The 14,891-nt window shown below is 45.5% G+C and carries 14 protein-coding genes; 9 read left to right on the forward strand and 5 right to left on the reverse strand.

The genetic code is table 11. The annotated features are described in order from the left end of the window. Positions 1-21 precede the first annotated feature (21 nt). Together BC343_RS22840 and BC343_RS22845 are read left to right on the forward strand one after the other, a co-directional pair. Positions 22-1,770, forward strand: a complete 1,749-nt coding sequence (locus BC343_RS22840; RefSeq protein WP_078350131.1) for a M14 family zinc carboxypeptidase — start codon at positions 22-24, stop codon at positions 1,768-1,770. Then, a complete protein-coding gene (locus BC343_RS22845; protein WP_078350132.1) occupies positions 1,767-2,375 on the forward strand; it encodes a rhomboid family intramembrane serine protease in 609 nt (202 codons plus the stop codon). The genes BC343_RS22840 and BC343_RS22845 overlap by 4 nt, the downstream gene beginning before the upstream one ends. Here the strand turns inward: BC343_RS22845 and BC343_RS22850 are convergent. Further along, positions 2,372-3,361: a hypothetical protein gene (locus tag BC343_RS22850; RefSeq protein WP_078350133.1), complete on the reverse strand. Its 990-nt coding sequence runs from the start codon at positions 3,359-3,361 to the stop codon at positions 2,372-2,374. The two genes, BC343_RS22845 and BC343_RS22850, sit on opposite strands and share 4 nt — an antisense overlap. Positions 3,362-3,422: 61 nt before the next feature. Here BC343_RS22850 and BC343_RS22855 point away from each other — a divergent pair, with 61 nt between their 5' ends. The 3 genes from BC343_RS22855 (at position 3,423) to BC343_RS22865 (ending at position 7,052) form a co-directional block, all read left to right on the forward strand. Continuing rightward, complete coding sequence (locus BC343_RS22855) at positions 3,423-3,968, forward strand: hypothetical protein (protein ID WP_078350134.1); 546 nt, start codon at positions 3,423-3,425, stop codon at positions 3,966-3,968. A gap of 2 nt (positions 3,969-3,970) precedes the next feature. Continuing rightward, on the forward strand, positions 3,971-4,981 hold the full coding sequence (locus BC343_RS22860; RefSeq protein ID WP_078350135.1) for a dipeptide epimerase: 1,011 nt from the start codon (positions 3,971-3,973) through the stop codon (positions 4,979-4,981). Between the two features lie 100 nt (positions 4,982-5,081). Beyond that, positions 5,082-7,052: a glycoside hydrolase family 97 protein gene (locus BC343_RS22865; protein ID WP_078350136.1), complete on the forward strand. Its 1,971-nt coding sequence runs from the start codon at positions 5,082-5,084 to the stop codon at positions 7,050-7,052. A gap of 388 nt (positions 7,053-7,440) precedes the next feature. Here the strand turns inward: BC343_RS22865 and BC343_RS22870 are convergent, their stop codons facing one another. From BC343_RS22870 to dinB, 3 genes are all read right to left on the reverse strand, one after another. After that, positions 7,441-8,745 carry an ammonium transporter gene (locus tag BC343_RS22870; RefSeq protein WP_078350137.1) on the reverse strand — a complete coding sequence of 435 codons (1,305 nt, stop codon included), beginning with the start codon at positions 8,743-8,745 and terminating at the stop codon, positions 7,441-7,443. Between the two features lie 76 nt (positions 8,746-8,821). Continuing rightward, the gene (locus tag BC343_RS22875; protein ID WP_078350138.1) at positions 8,822-9,178 is read right to left on the reverse strand and encodes a hypothetical protein; all 357 of its coding nucleotides are present in this window, start codon (positions 9,176-9,178) and stop codon (positions 8,822-8,824) included. 195 nt (positions 9,179-9,373) lie between these two features. Then, positions 9,374-10,471, reverse strand: a complete 1,098-nt coding sequence (dinB, locus tag BC343_RS22880; protein ID WP_078350139.1) for a DNA polymerase IV — start codon at positions 10,469-10,471, stop codon at positions 9,374-9,376. A 70-nt stretch (positions 10,472-10,541) separates the two neighbouring features. Between dinB and BC343_RS22885 the strand changes: the two genes are divergently transcribed. After that, a complete protein-coding gene (locus BC343_RS22885) occupies positions 10,542-11,111 on the forward strand; it encodes a hypothetical protein (protein WP_078350140.1) in 570 nt (189 codons plus the stop codon). Between the two features lie 43 nt (positions 11,112-11,154). On the opposite strand, the gene BC343_RS22890 is transcribed toward BC343_RS22885, so the two are convergent. Beyond that, entirely contained in the window at positions 11,155-11,802 is a 648-nt protein-coding gene (locus BC343_RS22890; RefSeq protein WP_078350141.1) for a hypothetical protein, read from the reverse strand. Positions 11,803-12,001: 199 nt separating this feature from the next. Here BC343_RS22890 and BC343_RS31110 point away from each other — a divergent pair, with 199 nt between their 5' ends. From BC343_RS31110 to BC343_RS22905, 3 genes are all read left to right on the forward strand, one after another. Continuing rightward, on the forward strand, positions 12,002-13,126 hold the full coding sequence (locus tag BC343_RS31110; protein WP_156088770.1) for a DUF6515 family protein: 1,125 nt from the start codon (positions 12,002-12,004) through the stop codon (positions 13,124-13,126). A 142-nt stretch (positions 13,127-13,268) separates the two neighbouring features. Next, complete coding sequence (locus BC343_RS22900; protein ID WP_078350142.1) at positions 13,269-13,613, forward strand: four-helix bundle copper-binding protein; 345 nt, start codon at positions 13,269-13,271, stop codon at positions 13,611-13,613. A 54-nt stretch (positions 13,614-13,667) separates the two neighbouring features. Continuing rightward, positions 13,668-14,855 (forward strand): class I SAM-dependent rRNA methyltransferase, encoded by a 1,188-nt coding sequence (locus BC343_RS22905; RefSeq protein WP_078350495.1) that lies wholly within the window; start codon positions 13,668-13,670, stop codon positions 14,853-14,855. Positions 14,856-14,891: the final 36 nt, after the last annotated feature.

The following is a 14,891-nucleotide window of genomic DNA, read 5'->3' on the forward strand; positions in this document are numbered from 1 at the left end:
CGCTGCGGTTATATTTGTTTAATGGATATCAAACGAACCCTGGCCGCCCTGTTGTGCCTCGCTGTATTTACTAAAGCGCAGGCCCAGCTAACCCCCTTCGAGCAAAGCAAAAACAAAAACTATACGGCCACCCATGCCGAAGCTATAGCTTATTACAAAAAGCTGGCAAAGCAATATCCGCAAATGCGCACTATTGACTACGGAACCACCGATGTGGGCAAACCGTTAACGCTGGTGGTACTTTCGCGCGATAAAGTGTTTGATCCTGCTATTATAAAAAAACAAAATAAACGCGTATTGCTCATCAACAACGGCATACACCCCGGCGAGCCCGAAGGTATTGATGCCAGTATGATGCTTACCCGCGATCTGCTGAAAGGCAATAAACTACCCAAGGATGTGGTGGTATGCATTATTGCCGTTTACAATATTGATGGCAACATGAATCGCGGCCACTCGCGCGCCAACCAAAACGGCCCCGACTCTTACGGTTTCCGCGGTAACTACCGCAACCTGGACCTTAACCGCGATTTCATAAAAGCCGATAGCCGCAACGCACTTGCCTTTGCGCAAATACTCAATACCTGGCGGCCCGAAGTATTGCTGGATAACCACGTGAGCGATGGCGCCGACTACCAGTATGTAATGACGCTGATAGAAACGCAAAAGGACAAACAAAACCCCTTGCTGGCCGACTATACAGCTAACACCATGACCGCCGACCTGTACAAAAGCATGAAAAAAAGTGGCTATGAGATGATACCTTATGGCGCAGGGGAAAGCGGGCTGCCCGATAGCGGCATTGTGAGCTTTATGGAAACGCCAAGGTTTTCTACCGGGTACGCCGCGCAGCACAACATGATCAGCTATATGACGGAGACGCACATGCTGAAGCCTTTTGATAAGCGCTTGTATGCTACCTACAACTTTATGGAGCAGCTAATTGCCATTTGCCAGCGTGATGCCAAAGTAATTGGCGAGCTGCGCAAGAAGGTAGATGCCGAAGTAAGCCGCCAAAAAACATTCGCGCTGAATTGGGAATTGGATAGGAGCAAGGTAGATACCATTACTTTTAAAGGCTACGAAGCCGGCTACAAAACAAGCGAAGTAAGCGGACTGAAGCGCTTATTTTACGACCGTAACAAACCCTACACTAAAACCGTTAGGTTTTACAATACCTACAAATCCTCGGTTACTGCCGAGAAGCCGGTAGCCTATGTTATCCCGCAGGCCTGGGGTAAGGTTATCGATCTGTTTAAGCTGAACCGCGTGGCCATGAAACAACTGGCGCATGATACCACGTTAAGCTTGCAGATGTACTACATAGCCGATTATAAAACCGGGCAGCGCCCGTATGAAGGGCATTATATACACACGGGCGTAAAGCTGAACTTGGTAGATGCCAGGATCAAATTCTTTGCCGGCGACTATGTGGTATATGTAAACCAGCCCATTAACCGTTACATTGTAGAAACACTGGAGCCGCAGGGCGTAGATTCGTTTTTTGCCTGGAACTTTTTTGATTCGATGTTGGGGCAAAAGGAGTATTTCTCGGATTATGTGTTCGAGGATATTGCTGCTGACCTGCTGAAGAACGACCCTGAACTGCGCAAAAAACTGGATGACGAAAAAGCAAAAGACCCTAAAATGGCGGCAAGCGCCGGGGCTCAATTAAATTTTGTGTACCGCAATTCGCCGTATTTCGAAAAAACATACCTTCGTTACCCGGTGGGCCGTTTGCTTACCGATACCAAACTCGATCTTAAATGATAGAATACCTAACCATGGCCCCTGTGGCCTCTATTATATTTGTACTAACACTGGCTATGTCGCTTTGGGCTTTTTCTAACCCAACGGCATATGCCCGCTGTATACTCAACCCCTACGAGGTATCGCGCGGGTATAGGGTATACACGGTGATCACCAGCGGGCTTATCCATGCCGACTGGAACCACCTGTTCTTTAATATGTTTTCGTATTATTTCTTTGCCTTTAGGTTGGAGACAATGATTGGGCATTGGCAGTTTGGTTTATTGTATTTTGCAAGTATGATTCTTGCCGATCTGCCTTCTATTCAAAAGCATAAAGAAGATTCATGGTATAACACTTTAGGAGCCTCTGGTGCTATCAGCGCAGTTGTGTTTAGCTATATATTATTTTTGCCAAAGGAACCATTAGGTCTGATCATCATACCCACGATAGGAATTTCTGCATGGATCTATGGCGTTTTATACTTAGTATATTGCCACTTTGCATCGAAACACGCACGCGACAATATTAACCATGATGCCCACTTTTTTGGTGCAGTATGTGGCATTATCATCACCTTTGCATTACATCACAACATTTTCAACGAATTTTTTGCCCAGTTTTAACGGGGTAATTCTATGCTCTTTGCCTTAATAAATTCGCCGTCTGCATTGAACAGGAAACTCATTGGTTGGTTGGGGTCTTTAATGATCTCGAAAAGCAGAAAGCCCCAGGGCTTCCAAAAGTTTTCTACTACTTGTCCGTAGGTTTTTACTACCCATTCCTCGAACAAAGGCTTGCTGTTAAAGCCGCGCAAAGGCAGCGCCTCAATAAATATCTCTTCGCCAACAGGCATTACCTCGTACTCGGGCAGTCGATTGAACAGGTAATTGGAGTAAAAAACCCTGCCCGAAAATTCCTCGAACTGTATAGGGTGCAGCGTTTCATCTTTTATTTTATCATACACCTCGCGCTGGTAACGCTGGTTGCTGGCATTATCCTGCAGGCACATCACCAAACCGAAGTCGGCAACGCGCAGCGCGAAGGTTTGGGTATTTATTTCATCGCGGTAGCCAAATTCCTCCTCTTTATTATCCACTTTGAACAGAAACAGGCTGTAAGGCGTAAATTCCTCAAACACCACAGGCAGGTTTATGCTTTGCAGCATCAGGTGCAGGTGGCTGAATTTATGCAGCAACGATTGCGATATGCTGAACTCCTCGCCCTGTGCATGCTGCATCCTGATGCCCGATTGTAGCTCGTTAAACAAAATACCATACATCAGGCGCGCCACCCATTGGAATAGCTTTAACTCGTCAAGCGCTTTAACTCCTTCATAACCCTTGGCAAAGGCTTCGGCAATTTCGCTCTCCAGTGGCTCTAAAAACTCTTCGTTAACGGCGGCGGCGCAGGGTAGTTTTAGGTCCTTATAGGTAGCAATACTTTCATCCAGCAGCTTAAAGGGTTTATCCTGCAGGCCGTAGCGGCTCATAAGCCATTGCGGGAAAACCTGTATCTTTTCTTCGGTACTGCTCAGCTGCTGCCCCGTAAGGAAGCATTTGCTGTTGCTGAAGTTGAAATTATTGAAAGGGGAATAAATTTGTACCGCCATAGCGGCAAAGATAAACAGCTTTTGACAGGATTATTTTAGCTTTGAGTTTTATGGAGTAAAAATGACTTTAACGCTTGCGGCCCTTTCTGATAACGAGTACGAAATTTATAAGCGTACGCAGCAACAGCTAAACAGCAATGTAGGAGCCGAGGGTGATTTACAGGATGATAAGCTGATATTGGATAACTATAAAGCCATCCATCGCTATTACCTCCGCATATTTTACGAAGCGCAGGATGAAGCTACCAAACTCGAAGCCCTGAAGCGCCTGGTGTTCCTGAACTGGAATTTAATTGTAGAAACCGATTGGCTTACCGGGATAGATGCGCTTGATGAATTGGTGATCAACGAGGCTTACTCTATTTTGGAGCGCTATATGGAAGAAGGCAAGTTTGACGTAGAACTAAGCTGGATGCTGAGCCACTACGCCGTTTGGGATTATGCCATACTGCAATATGCCGAGGGTAAGCTACCTGCACTAACCCGCTTTGTAGAAACCATAGAAAAGAACAAAAAGAAATTCCCCCGCCAACTGCCTGCCGGTACTTTTGATAACCGCGGGCAAATGGGTATTTATTGGAATTTGATGATAAAAACAGAAGCCTGAAGATGAAGCTTACTTTCCGCCCTTTCGAACTTACTTTAAAACATACTTTTACCATAGCCAAATTTTCGCGCAGCAGTACGCCGGTAATGCTGTTGCAGATAGAGTACGAGGGGCACATTGGTTACGGCGAAGCATCGATGGTGCCTTACATGGGCGAGACCTACGAAACCGCTACAGATTTTTTAAACAAGGTAGATGCCGGGCAATTTACTTATCCTTTCGATTTTGGAACTATAAGCCAATACCTGGATAGCCTTGCGCCGGGCAACACGGCTATAAAAGCAGGTATTGATATTGCCCTGCACGACCTTGACGGTAAGCTGCAAGGCAAACCTTGCTGGGAATTATTAGGCACCAACCCGGTTACCATGCCCGTAACCAGTTTCACCATTGGGATAGATACCAAGGAGGTTATTATTCAAAAACTAAAAGAAGCTGCCGATTTTAAGATCATCAAAGTAAAGCTGGGGCGCAACAACGATAAAGAGATCATCCAAACGATACGCTCGGTTACCAATGTGCCGCTTTTTGTAGATGCCAACCAAGGGTGGACCGACCGCAAGCAAAGCCTCGACCTGGTTTACTGGCTAAAAGAGCAAGGCGTGGTACTGATAGAGCAACCCATGCTGAAAACAGATGTAGATGGCAACGCCTGGCTTACAGAGCACAGCCCGCTGCCTCTGATAGGCGATGAGGCGGTGCAACGGTTTGATGATGTAGAAAAGGCAAAAGGCGTTTACCACGGCATCAACATCAAATTGATGAAAGCTTCGGGTATGTATGAGGCTAAAAAGATGCTGGATAAAGCCCGCGAATTAGGCCTGCAAGTAATGATAGGCTGCATGACCGAAACCAGCTGCGCCGCATTAGCAGGTGCAGCCCTCGCCCCCCAATGCGATTGGGCCGACCTTGACGGTCCCTTTTTGGCCAGTAATAATCCTTACAAATTGCCTGAGTTTACAAATGGCAAATGGGTATTGAGTAATGCGCCGGGCTTGGGTATCGAAATTTAACCTTAAACGTATCAGAATGTGCCATAAAGCAAACGCTTGCAAAAGTTAAGTGTAGTATTTACAATAAATAGCTACCTTCATCCTACAATTTTATCCTTTTATGAAATCCCCATTTTTATTGCTGTTAGCAGCGCTACCGTTGTTTGCCAATGCGCAAAACACTACAAAAAACTACCACGTTAAATCGCCCGATGGGAAGATAGATATCTCCATCAATGCCGGATCCACAATCAACTGGGCGGTTAAGTATGAGCAAACAGATGTACTAATGCCATCGAACGTATCACTGGTTTTGGGTAACGGCTCGGTATTGGGTTTAAATGCCGTGGTAAAAAGCGATAAAACCAGCAGTAAAGACGATACCTTTAACACGCCCATCTACAAAAGGGCAAAGGTGCGCGATAATTACAACCAGCTCACTTTAAAGTTCAATGGCGATTACGGGCTTATCTTCCGTGCCTATAATGATGGTGTGGCTTACCGGTTCACTACCGAGTTTAAAGAGCCTATTACGTTGAAAGATGAAGAAGTAAATTTCAACTTCGCTAATGATAGCAAGGCCTTGCTTCCTTTTGTGAATGATTACCGTAACAAGGACAGATGGAATACTTCGTTTGAAGCGCATTATGATACGGTGAATGTATCGGCCGTGAAGAAAGATACTTTGGCGTTCCTTCCTGTTTTGATAAACATTACCGATAATATTAAAGCCGCCATACTGGAAGCCGATATTGAAGATTACCCCGGCCTGTACCTTACAAACGGCACAGGTAACGGGCTGCATGGGGCATTTACCCCTTATCCGCTGGAGCAGGCCAATTTGGGATTGAATTACGTGGTTAACCGCCGTGCCGAGTACATGGCTAAAACTACGGGTACCCGTCAATACCCGTGGCGCGCCATAGTGATAAGTACCGAAGATAAACAGCTTGCTGATAATGATATGGTGCAAAAACTGGCATCGCCATCGCGCGTAGCCGACCTGAAATGGATAAAGCCCGGCAAAGTTGCCTGGGATTGGTGGAACGATTGGAACATCACAGGCGTTGACTTTAAAGCAGGTATAAACATCCCCACCTATAAACATTACATTGATTTTGCTGCCGCCAACAAACTGGAATATGTTGTATTGGACGAAGGATGGTCGAAAAGTACCGACTTGAACCAGATAAATCCCGACATCAGCATTGAAGAGCTGGTAAATTATGGTAAGGAAAAAAATGTAGGCATAATTTTATGGGCAACCTGGTACGCAGTGCTGCAGCAAACTGACGCAGTATTTGAAAAATATGAAAAAATAGGGGTGAAGGGCTTTAAAATAGATTTTATTGACCGCGACGACCAGTTTGTTGTAAACTCGCTATATGATATTGCCCAAAAGGCTGCCAATCATCATCTACTGGTTGATTATCATGGCATGTACAAACCATCGGGCATGCAGCGCACATTCCCTAACGTGTTGAATTTTGAAGGTGTAAAGGGATTGGAGAACATGAAATGGGGCGTAAACAACCAGCCGCAATACGATGTTAGCATCCCGTATATTCGCATGCTGGCAGGACCTATGGATTATACCCCCGGCGGTGTGCGCAATGCCAATAAAGGCTCGTTCCGCCCGGTGAACAGCAACCCCATGACACAGGGCACCCGTGCGCACCAATTGGCTATGTATAGCATATACGAGGCGCCATTACAGATGTTGGCAGATAGCCCAACGGCCTACAGAAAAGAGCAGGAATCTACCGATTACATGGCATCGGTACCTACCACTTTCGACGAAACTGTTGCGCTCGATGGTAAAGTTGGTGAGTTTGTGAGCATGGTCCGCCGTAAAGGAACTACCTGGTATGCCGGTGCCATGACCAACTGGACCGAACGTGAAATAACTATCGACTTGTCTTTTTTAGGTGAGGGTAGCTATAAAGCCGTTTTATTTACCGATGGTGTTAATGCTAACCGCAACGGAACTGATTATGTACGTACCGAGAAAACGGTTACTGCAAAAGATAAGCTTACCGTGAAAATGGCTTCCGGCGGTGGTTGGGCAGCACGGTTTGAGAAGGTAGAATAATTTCGCCCCTTATATTATTAGCTAAAGCGCACAAGCCTCAGGTCTTGTGCGCTTTTTTTTGTAGAGAAGCAATACCTTGCGTCTCCGACATGCAAAGCCACGATGCTGTGAGGCGATAAATAATCGGCCCCACATACTTTTTATGTATGCCAAATAAGCCATCTATGTTAAAATGCGCAGGCGACGACCCGTACTTTTCGCCGAAGTAGTACGGGATTTTGAAACTCAATATCCGGCGTATTAGCCGTACAATTCCGTCTTGCAATATGTATTACGCTATTCTAATGCAATATCTTGCTTCTTCACCGTTAAGAGATAAAACCTTTATAAAACAAAAGCGGGGCGCAATTTGCGCCCCGCTTTTGTTTTATGGGTAAAGAGTGCTTTATTACAACTCTTCGTCGTGCTGGCTTACGTCCAAACCAGCAAGTTCTTCTTCCGGAGTTACACGCAGCGGGCTAATCAGGTCGGTAACTTTCAATAGTACAAATGCACCGATGAAAGCAAAGGCCGATACAGCAACCAAAGCTATAAGGTGTTTGCCAAACAGGCCGAAATCGCCGTAAGCTAAACCTTCTGCACCAAGGCTGTTAACGCTTTTGGTAGCGAAGATACCGGTCATCAACATACCAACCATACCACCCACACCGTGGCAAGGGAATACGTCAAGGGTATCATCAACACCGGTTTTGCTACGCAGGATAACCATCAGGTTACTAATAACGGCAGCAACTATACCAATTACTAATGAGCTTGATACGGTTACGAAACCGGCAGCAGGAGTGATGGCAACCAAACCTACAACAGCACCTATACAAGCGCCCAATGCAGATGGTTTTTTACCGCGCAGCATATCAAAGAATATCCACGACATGGCAGCAGCAGCCGAAGCAGTAGTGGTAGTAGCTAAAGCAGTAGCAGCTAATTCGCCTGAAGCAAGGGCAGAACCGGCGTTGAAACCGAACCAACCGAACCACAGTAAACCGGTACCTAATATTACGTAGCTGATACGGGCAGGAGTGTGAGCTTCTTCAACTTCGTTACGTTTTTTAAGGTAGATAGCTGATGCTAATGCAGCCCAACCAGCGCTCATGTGTACTACGGTACCACCAGCAAAGTCTAACACGCCAAGCTTAAAGAAGTAACCATCCGGGTGCCATGTAGCGTGAGCCAATGGGATGTAGATAATTACGATGAACAGGGTGATGAAAATTAAGTAAGAGTTGAAACGGATACGTTCTGCAAATGCACCGGTGATAAGCGCTGGTGTAATAACCGCGAATTTTAGCTGGAACATTGCGAACAGGATAACCGGGATAGTGCCACCCAACCATGCAACACCCAGGGTGTTTTGCATCATGAAGAAGGTTTTAGGGCTACCAAGGAAACCGCCGCCAATATCGTCACCAAATGCAAGGCTGAAACCGAATACTACCCAGATGATAGTGATAAGGCCCATACAAACAAAGCTTTGCAGCATGGTAGAGATAACGTTCTTTTTGCGCACCATACCACCGTAGAAGAAGGCAAGGCCCGGGGTCATTAACAACACCAAAGCGGTTGAGATAAGCATCCAGGCAATGTCAGCACCATTGTAGGTGGTTGCGGGTTTTGCAGCGGCCACGTTACCGGGGTAGATAAGGGCCAGGATTACAACAATGACAAGAATGCCAAAGGGTACAATTTTTTTCATTTGTTTAGTTTAAAGATTGAGGATTTATAGTTAATTATTGTGTGTTTTGCTAAAGAGTTGGGCTTCCCCGCGGTATTCACCAGTACGAGTGGTAAGGGAAAAGCATCAGCTTAGGTTGCGTTGGGTAACTTAACCCGGGCCGATGCTGTCCAAAACCTGTCAGATCATTTATATAATTTGTCGCGGTAGAATTTTTCGGTGCATCAATGGCAACCATCAATTGCATCGTATTTTGGCCTTCATTTACATTTTCCTCCCAATTAAAGGTGTAAACTACTGCCTCATTTCTTAAGTTTTCTTTAACCGATCGTGTTTTTGCTGCTAAAAACTTAAATAAAGTAGTTTTTTGGCGAAAAACGGCTGAGATAAATAACGATAATGCATCAAAAAGAAGAAATAATATAAAAATATGTCTTAGTTTTTTGGAATGCATAATCTAAAAGTAGAATATTAAAATGATTTTGTCAAAAAAAATGACAAAATTTTATAATTATTCTATATCAAAAGCTATTTATTCCAAAAATCACTAAAATTCCTACTAAAAAGATGTGCTTAATTGATAAAATAATGATAAGTGTGATACTTATTGTGGAAATATTTAAAAAGAATACCTTCGGAAGGCAAGAGCTTAAAAAAGTTTTAGTTGTCCGTGGGTTTCAGGGCCGTTATCTTCTGCGGAGCTAAAATTAGAAACAGTGATGCCAAGCAATCTTATGTTGTTATCACCAATGCCGGCGGATAATAATAAGGCCTTAGCGGTATCAAGTATAGCATCAAAGTTGTCCGAATATTCGGTGTGCGACTGGCTTCGGGTTATCTGCCTGAAATCGCCAAACTTTATTTTTAAAGTAATCGTTCGCCCTTTTAAACCATGCCTCAACAATCGCTCGCTCACCACTTTGGCTATCTTATCCAGTTCGGCAAACATTTCTTCGGTAGTGCTTAGGTCGTAAGCAAAGGTATCTTCGGCACCAACAGATTTGGTTTCGCGGGAGGGCTGCACCGGGCGGTCGTCTATTCCGCGTACTATATTATAATAGAAGGCACCGGCTTTACCAAAGTGGCCGGTTATCTGCTCCAGGCTAAGTTTTTTCAAGTCGCCACCGGTAAATAACCCCAGTTTTTTCATTTTGCCTGCAGTTACTGCACCTACGCCATGGAATTTTTCAACAGCAAGTTTTTCTACGAACGCCTCTATGGCCGAGGGGCCAATAAAGGTAAGCCCATCTGGCTTCTGCATATCCGAAGCAATTTTGGCAATGAATTTATTTACCGACACTCCGGCGGAGGCCGTGAGGTCAAGCTCATCTTTAATGGCTTGCTTTATAGCTTTGGCAATATCAATAGCCGAGCCAATGCCCAGCTTATCTTCGGTTACATCCAAATAGGCTTCGTCAAGCGAAAGGGGTTCAATGAGGTCGGTATAGCGGCTGAATATTTCGCGGATATGTTGTGATGCTTTTTTATAGGCATCGAACCGTGGGCGCACAAATATGGCGTGCGGGCAAAGCTGCACCGCCCGTTTAGATGACATGGCCGAGCGCACGCCGAACTTACGAGCCTCGTAACTGGCGGTAGCAACAACTCCACGCCCATTTGGCGCACCGCCTACCACCAAGGCCTTGCCCCGCAGTTCGGGGTTATCGCGCTGCTCTACCGACGCATAAAAGGCATCCATATCTATATGGATAATTTTCCGCCTGGGCTGTGTTTGCTTTTCTTCCACCTTAAAATACCTAACAAATATTAAGCTATTTATTTGAATTACCTTTGTGTATAACAGCTATCAAACAAAAATGTCGTCACACCATATCGTCCGCGAAAAACAGGAACCCGCTTTATTAATATTAGGCTTAGCCTCGTTCGATGATGAGTTATTGGGCCAACTATTGGAGTGGAGCCCAACCGTTATTACCACACCCGATACCGCCGAGCAAATAAATGCTTTTGGCATAAAGGTAGATATGATGGTTGCTGATGAAGCCGATATTGACCTGCAGTCGGATGTAAAGCTGATATCACAGGAGGCAGGCAGTATAGTTGATGCTGCCTTAGACTACCTTATATCTGCAGGATATAGCGCCGTGAATATTGTTGCCGACGAGTTTACTATGGAAGATATTTGGGGCTACGCCGATAAAATAAACATTGTAGTGTTTTGCGAAGGGCGCAAGGTTTTTGCCGTAACCAGCGGCTTCAGCAAATGGAAACCCGGCGGCGAAACCATCGAAATATTATCGGCAGCCACAAACCTAAGAACCGAAGGCTTGGAGCCAGCTGGCGATGGTAAATACACCACAATAGAAGATGGTTTTTACGCCCTGCATTTTGATGGGGTATTCTTGTTTATTGCAGAAGAATTGTAATCTATGTCATTTATACGTGCTAAATTGGCAGTGTTTAGCAGTACTATTGTTTCATTTCTTCCTGTAGTTTTTTGTATAGTGCAGGCAGGTCTGTTTTAACATTGCTAAGCTGCAGGGTTTTAGCAGCCTCTGTTAACATGGGGCTGTTCGTCTCTTCTGTTTCGCCGGATAGGGTAGGGCTATTTAAATTGAGTACTGCACCAAAACAGCGAGTGCTGAGATTTACCTGTCTTAAAACCAACTGGTCAGCATTTTTACCCGCTTGGTTATCTTGCGGCATATTATATCCCCAAAGTAAAAAGAGCTTGTTGTTTATGGTGAGCCATTTTTGAGTAATGTTGGAAATGCTGATCTTGAGTTCTTTTTTTGCATAACTTGTTTCATATTCCATATATCCTAATAGCTCAGCCTTTTGTCGCGCTTCAGATGTGTCAGTCATACTCAAAGCACCGTTCGGGATCAGTATATATTGAAAAACCTTTTTGTTTATCGAAAGAACCCCTTCTTTTTCAGTGGGTATAATTTTGTCGGAATGGATGTCGAAAATAATAGAGTGATCTTGGCTGGTGTAAACAACCTTAGCCCCTGATTTTGTTTCCAATAGGGCCGGGGTATATTTTTCTGCGGTTTGTGCAAATGAACGGGCGCTGCCCAGCAATAAAATGGCGATGAATAAGGTTCGGTTAAGCATGGTGTTTTTATGTAGTGCAATATATAAAAACAGCGAAATATTTCTGTAAAGTTACCTCCAAAGTACTTGGGTTGGGTTTCCCCAAAGCGGCGTTAAATTTCTTGAAAAAATAATTAAAGCATAATTAAACCGTTGATAGTTATCTTAGTCTATATAACTAACGGTGTAAGAACCGGGTAATTCAATCATTCAAAACAAAATGACATATAAAAAATTCCTTTCGTTAGCTTTTGGGGCCGTTTTACTGGCTTCGTTAGCTTTACCTGCTGTAGCCCAACGCAGGGGCGGCGGCGGTGGCGGCTTTAGCCGCGGTGGTGGTGGTTTTTCGGGTGGTGGTGGCTTTAGCCGTGGCGGCGGGAGTTTTGGCGGCGGCGGTTTCAGTCGCGGCGGCTCGTCGGGCGGCGGCTTTAGTCGTCCGCAGGGCAGTTTCAGCCGCCCATCAGGTGGTTTTACCAGGCCAAACAGCGTAGGTGTTTCTCCGCAGCGCGGCAATAGCTTTGGCGGCGGCAGCATTGGGCGCGCACCACGTACCAACTCTTTCGGTAGCGGCGGTTTCCAAAATCGCTCATATGGTTACCGTGGTGGCAGCTTCGGCAGGCCGGGCGCTTCTTATGGTTACCGTGGCGGTAGCTATGGCCGTGGCCCATCGTCGTTCGGCCGTGGCAGCTATCGTTATTATGGAGGCAGCTATCGTGGCGGTGTTTACCGTGGTGGATACTGGGGGCGCTATTATGGCCCGCGTTATTTCAACAATGGCTTTTACAATTATCGTGGCTTTTACAGCTCGCTGTATTTCCCGCACATTGGTTTTAGTATAGGTGTTTTGCCTTACGGTTATTATCCGTTCTATTGGGGTGGTTACCCTTATTACTACAGCGATGGCCTTTACTACCGCCAGTATAACGATCAGTATACTGTAGTGGAACCGCCAATTGGTGCGCAAATAAACAAATTGCCATCTAACGCTGAAGCTATTACTATAAATGGCGAGCAATATTACGAATCGAACGGGGTTTACTACCGCGAGTTTACTAAAGACGACGGCACTGTAGTTTATGAAGTAGCCGGTAAAGACGGCGAGTTGAACACCGGTGATACCCAAAGCGATCAATCGTATTCATCGGCAGATGATGCGCCATTAAAAATTGGCGACGTGGTTGACCAGTTACCTCAGGATAGCCGCAAAATAAAAGTGAACGGCGAAAAGCTTTATGTTGCCCCTGATGGCACCTACTTCCAGGAAGCGCTTGACGAGGATAACAACAAAGTATACAAAGTTGTTGGCCTGCCTACAGATGAAGAACCTGCAGACGACGGACAATAAACATATTTTGATACTATTTATTAAAGGGTGTGCCGGCTTGCGGTGTACCCTTTTTTGTTGGCGGCAGATCTAACCTTAATTAAATTTTCGGAAACATTTTAATTGTAAGGCAGTAGTATTTATATACTAATTATTAAAACCGATGGAAAATCATGGTCATACCGCTTTAATTGCCAAGCTGCTTGCTTGTGTTGAAGCCTGCGAGAACTGTGCTACGGCCTGCCTAAACGAAACAGATGTACAACCCATGGTTCGCTGCGTAGCACTTGACCGCGACTGTGCCGATATATGCAGTCAGGCGGCGAGGTTATTGCAGCGCCGCTCGGAACTGGCGCACCAATACCTGTTATTGTGCGAAGAAATATGCCGAATGTGCGCAAAGGAATGCGGTATGCATCAACACGATCATTGCCAAAAATGTGCGGAGGCTTGCTTTATTTGTGCCGAAGCTTGCCATGCCCATCATCAACCTATTTTGCAGGATTAATGCCTGCATTATTATAAGTACCACAGCACCGCTATGTTTACTACCTTTGCAGCCATGATTGATGTGGTATTAAAAAAGGGAAAAGAAAAGGCCGTGCTGCAAAGGCATCCCTGGGTATTTTCCGGTGCTATAGAAAAAGTAAAGGGTAAACCCGCGAATGGCGAGATTGTACGCTTGCTGGGAAGTAAAGATGATTTCCTGGCTTATGGCTTTTACAATGCGCAGTCGCGCGTGGCGGTGCGTTTGCTGGAGTGGGATGAGAATACAGCGGTTGACGAAGCCTGGTTCCGCGATAAAGTACGAACCGCGGTAGCCGGCCGAAACCATATTCTTGAAGATGGCAATACCGATACCTGCCGCCTTGTGTTTAGCGAATCAGATTATCTCCCGGGGCTTATAGTTGATAAATACGCGAGGCATTTGGCGGTACAAGTGCTCACTTCGGGCATACAAAATGCTTTACCGGTTATTATCGACGAATTGAATACCCTGCTTAAACCGCTAAGCATATACGATAAAAGCGACGCATCATCACGTGCCCACGAAGGGTTGGAAACAACCAATACACTACTTTCAGGCACGCAGCCGCCCGAACTGGTAATGGTGAAGGAAAATGGCATCACCTATGGTATTAATATAGCCGAGGGCCAAAAATCCGGCTTTTATTGCGATCAGCGTTATAATCGCAAAGAATTAGCATCATACACAAAAGGCAAAAAAGTACTGGATTGCTTCAGCTACACCGGCGGCTTTACGCTCAATAGCTTGCGCGAAGGTGCCGCTTCGGTAACCAGTGTAGATAGCTCGGCCCTGGCGATAGAAACATTAGAAGAAAACATCCGCCTTAATAATTTTGCGGGTGCTGAGCACACTGCTATTAAATCCGACGTGAATGTACAATTAAGAAAATTCAGGGATGATGGCGAGAAATTCGATGTGATCGTATTGGATCCACCCAAATACGCGCCGTCGCGCTCTGCATTAGACCGTGCTTCACGTGCTTATAAAGATCTTAACCGCTTAGGCATGCAATTGCTTAACAGCGGTGGCTTGCTGGCTACATTCTCCTGCTCGGGTGCTATGGATATGGAAACATTTAAACAGGTAATGGCTTGGGCTGCGCTGGATGCCGGCAAGCAGGTGCAGTTTGTATACCAGTTCCATCAACCCGAAGACCACCCTGTTAGGGCTTCTTTTCCGGAAGGGGAGTACCTGAAGGGATTGTTGTGCCGCGTCTGGTGAGACACGATTTAGGGATGGAGCGATTTACACGATTCT

Source organism: Mucilaginibacter pedocola (genome assembly GCF_002013915.1).
Lineage (GTDB): Bacteria > Bacteroidota > Bacteroidia > Sphingobacteriales > Sphingobacteriaceae > Mucilaginibacter > Mucilaginibacter pedocola.

Excerpts from the sequence above, each read along its gene's own strand:
- BC343_RS22840 (WP_078350131.1), top strand. The coding sequence starts at position 22 with ATGGATATCAAACGAACCCTGGCCGCCCTGTTGTGCCTCGCTGTATTT.
- BC343_RS22900 (WP_078350142.1), top strand. The coding sequence starts at position 13,269 with ATGGAAAATCATGGTCATACCGCTTTAATTGCCAAGCTGCTTGCTTGT.
- BC343_RS22860 (WP_078350135.1), top strand. The coding sequence starts at position 3,971 with ATGAAGCTTACTTTCCGCCCTTTCGAACTTACTTTAAAACATACTTTT.
- BC343_RS22850 (WP_078350133.1), bottom strand. The coding sequence starts at position 3,361 with ATGGCGGTACAAATTTATTCCCCTTTCAATAATTTCAACTTCAGCAAC.
- BC343_RS22890 (WP_078350141.1), bottom strand. The coding sequence starts at position 11,802 with ATGCTTAACCGAACCTTATTCATCGCCATTTTATTGCTGGGCAGCGCC.
- BC343_RS22855 (WP_078350134.1), top strand. The coding sequence starts at position 3,423 with ATGACTTTAACGCTTGCGGCCCTTTCTGATAACGAGTACGAAATTTAT.
- BC343_RS31110 (WP_156088770.1), top strand. The coding sequence starts at position 12,002 with ATGACATATAAAAAATTCCTTTCGTTAGCTTTTGGGGCCGTTTTACTG.
- BC343_RS22865 (WP_078350136.1), top strand. The coding sequence starts at position 5,082 with ATGAAATCCCCATTTTTATTGCTGTTAGCAGCGCTACCGTTGTTTGCC.
- BC343_RS22905 (WP_078350495.1), top strand. The coding sequence starts at position 13,668 with ATGATTGATGTGGTATTAAAAAAGGGAAAAGAAAAGGCCGTGCTGCAA.
- BC343_RS22870 (WP_078350137.1), bottom strand. The coding sequence starts at position 8,745 with ATGAAAAAAATTGTACCCTTTGGCATTCTTGTCATTGTTGTAATCCTG.
- BC343_RS22845 (WP_078350132.1), top strand. The coding sequence starts at position 1,767 with ATGATAGAATACCTAACCATGGCCCCTGTGGCCTCTATTATATTTGTA.
- BC343_RS22875 (WP_078350138.1), bottom strand. The coding sequence starts at position 9,178 with ATGCATTCCAAAAAACTAAGACATATTTTTATATTATTTCTTCTTTTT.
- BC343_RS22885 (WP_078350140.1), top strand. The coding sequence starts at position 10,542 with ATGTCGTCACACCATATCGTCCGCGAAAAACAGGAACCCGCTTTATTA.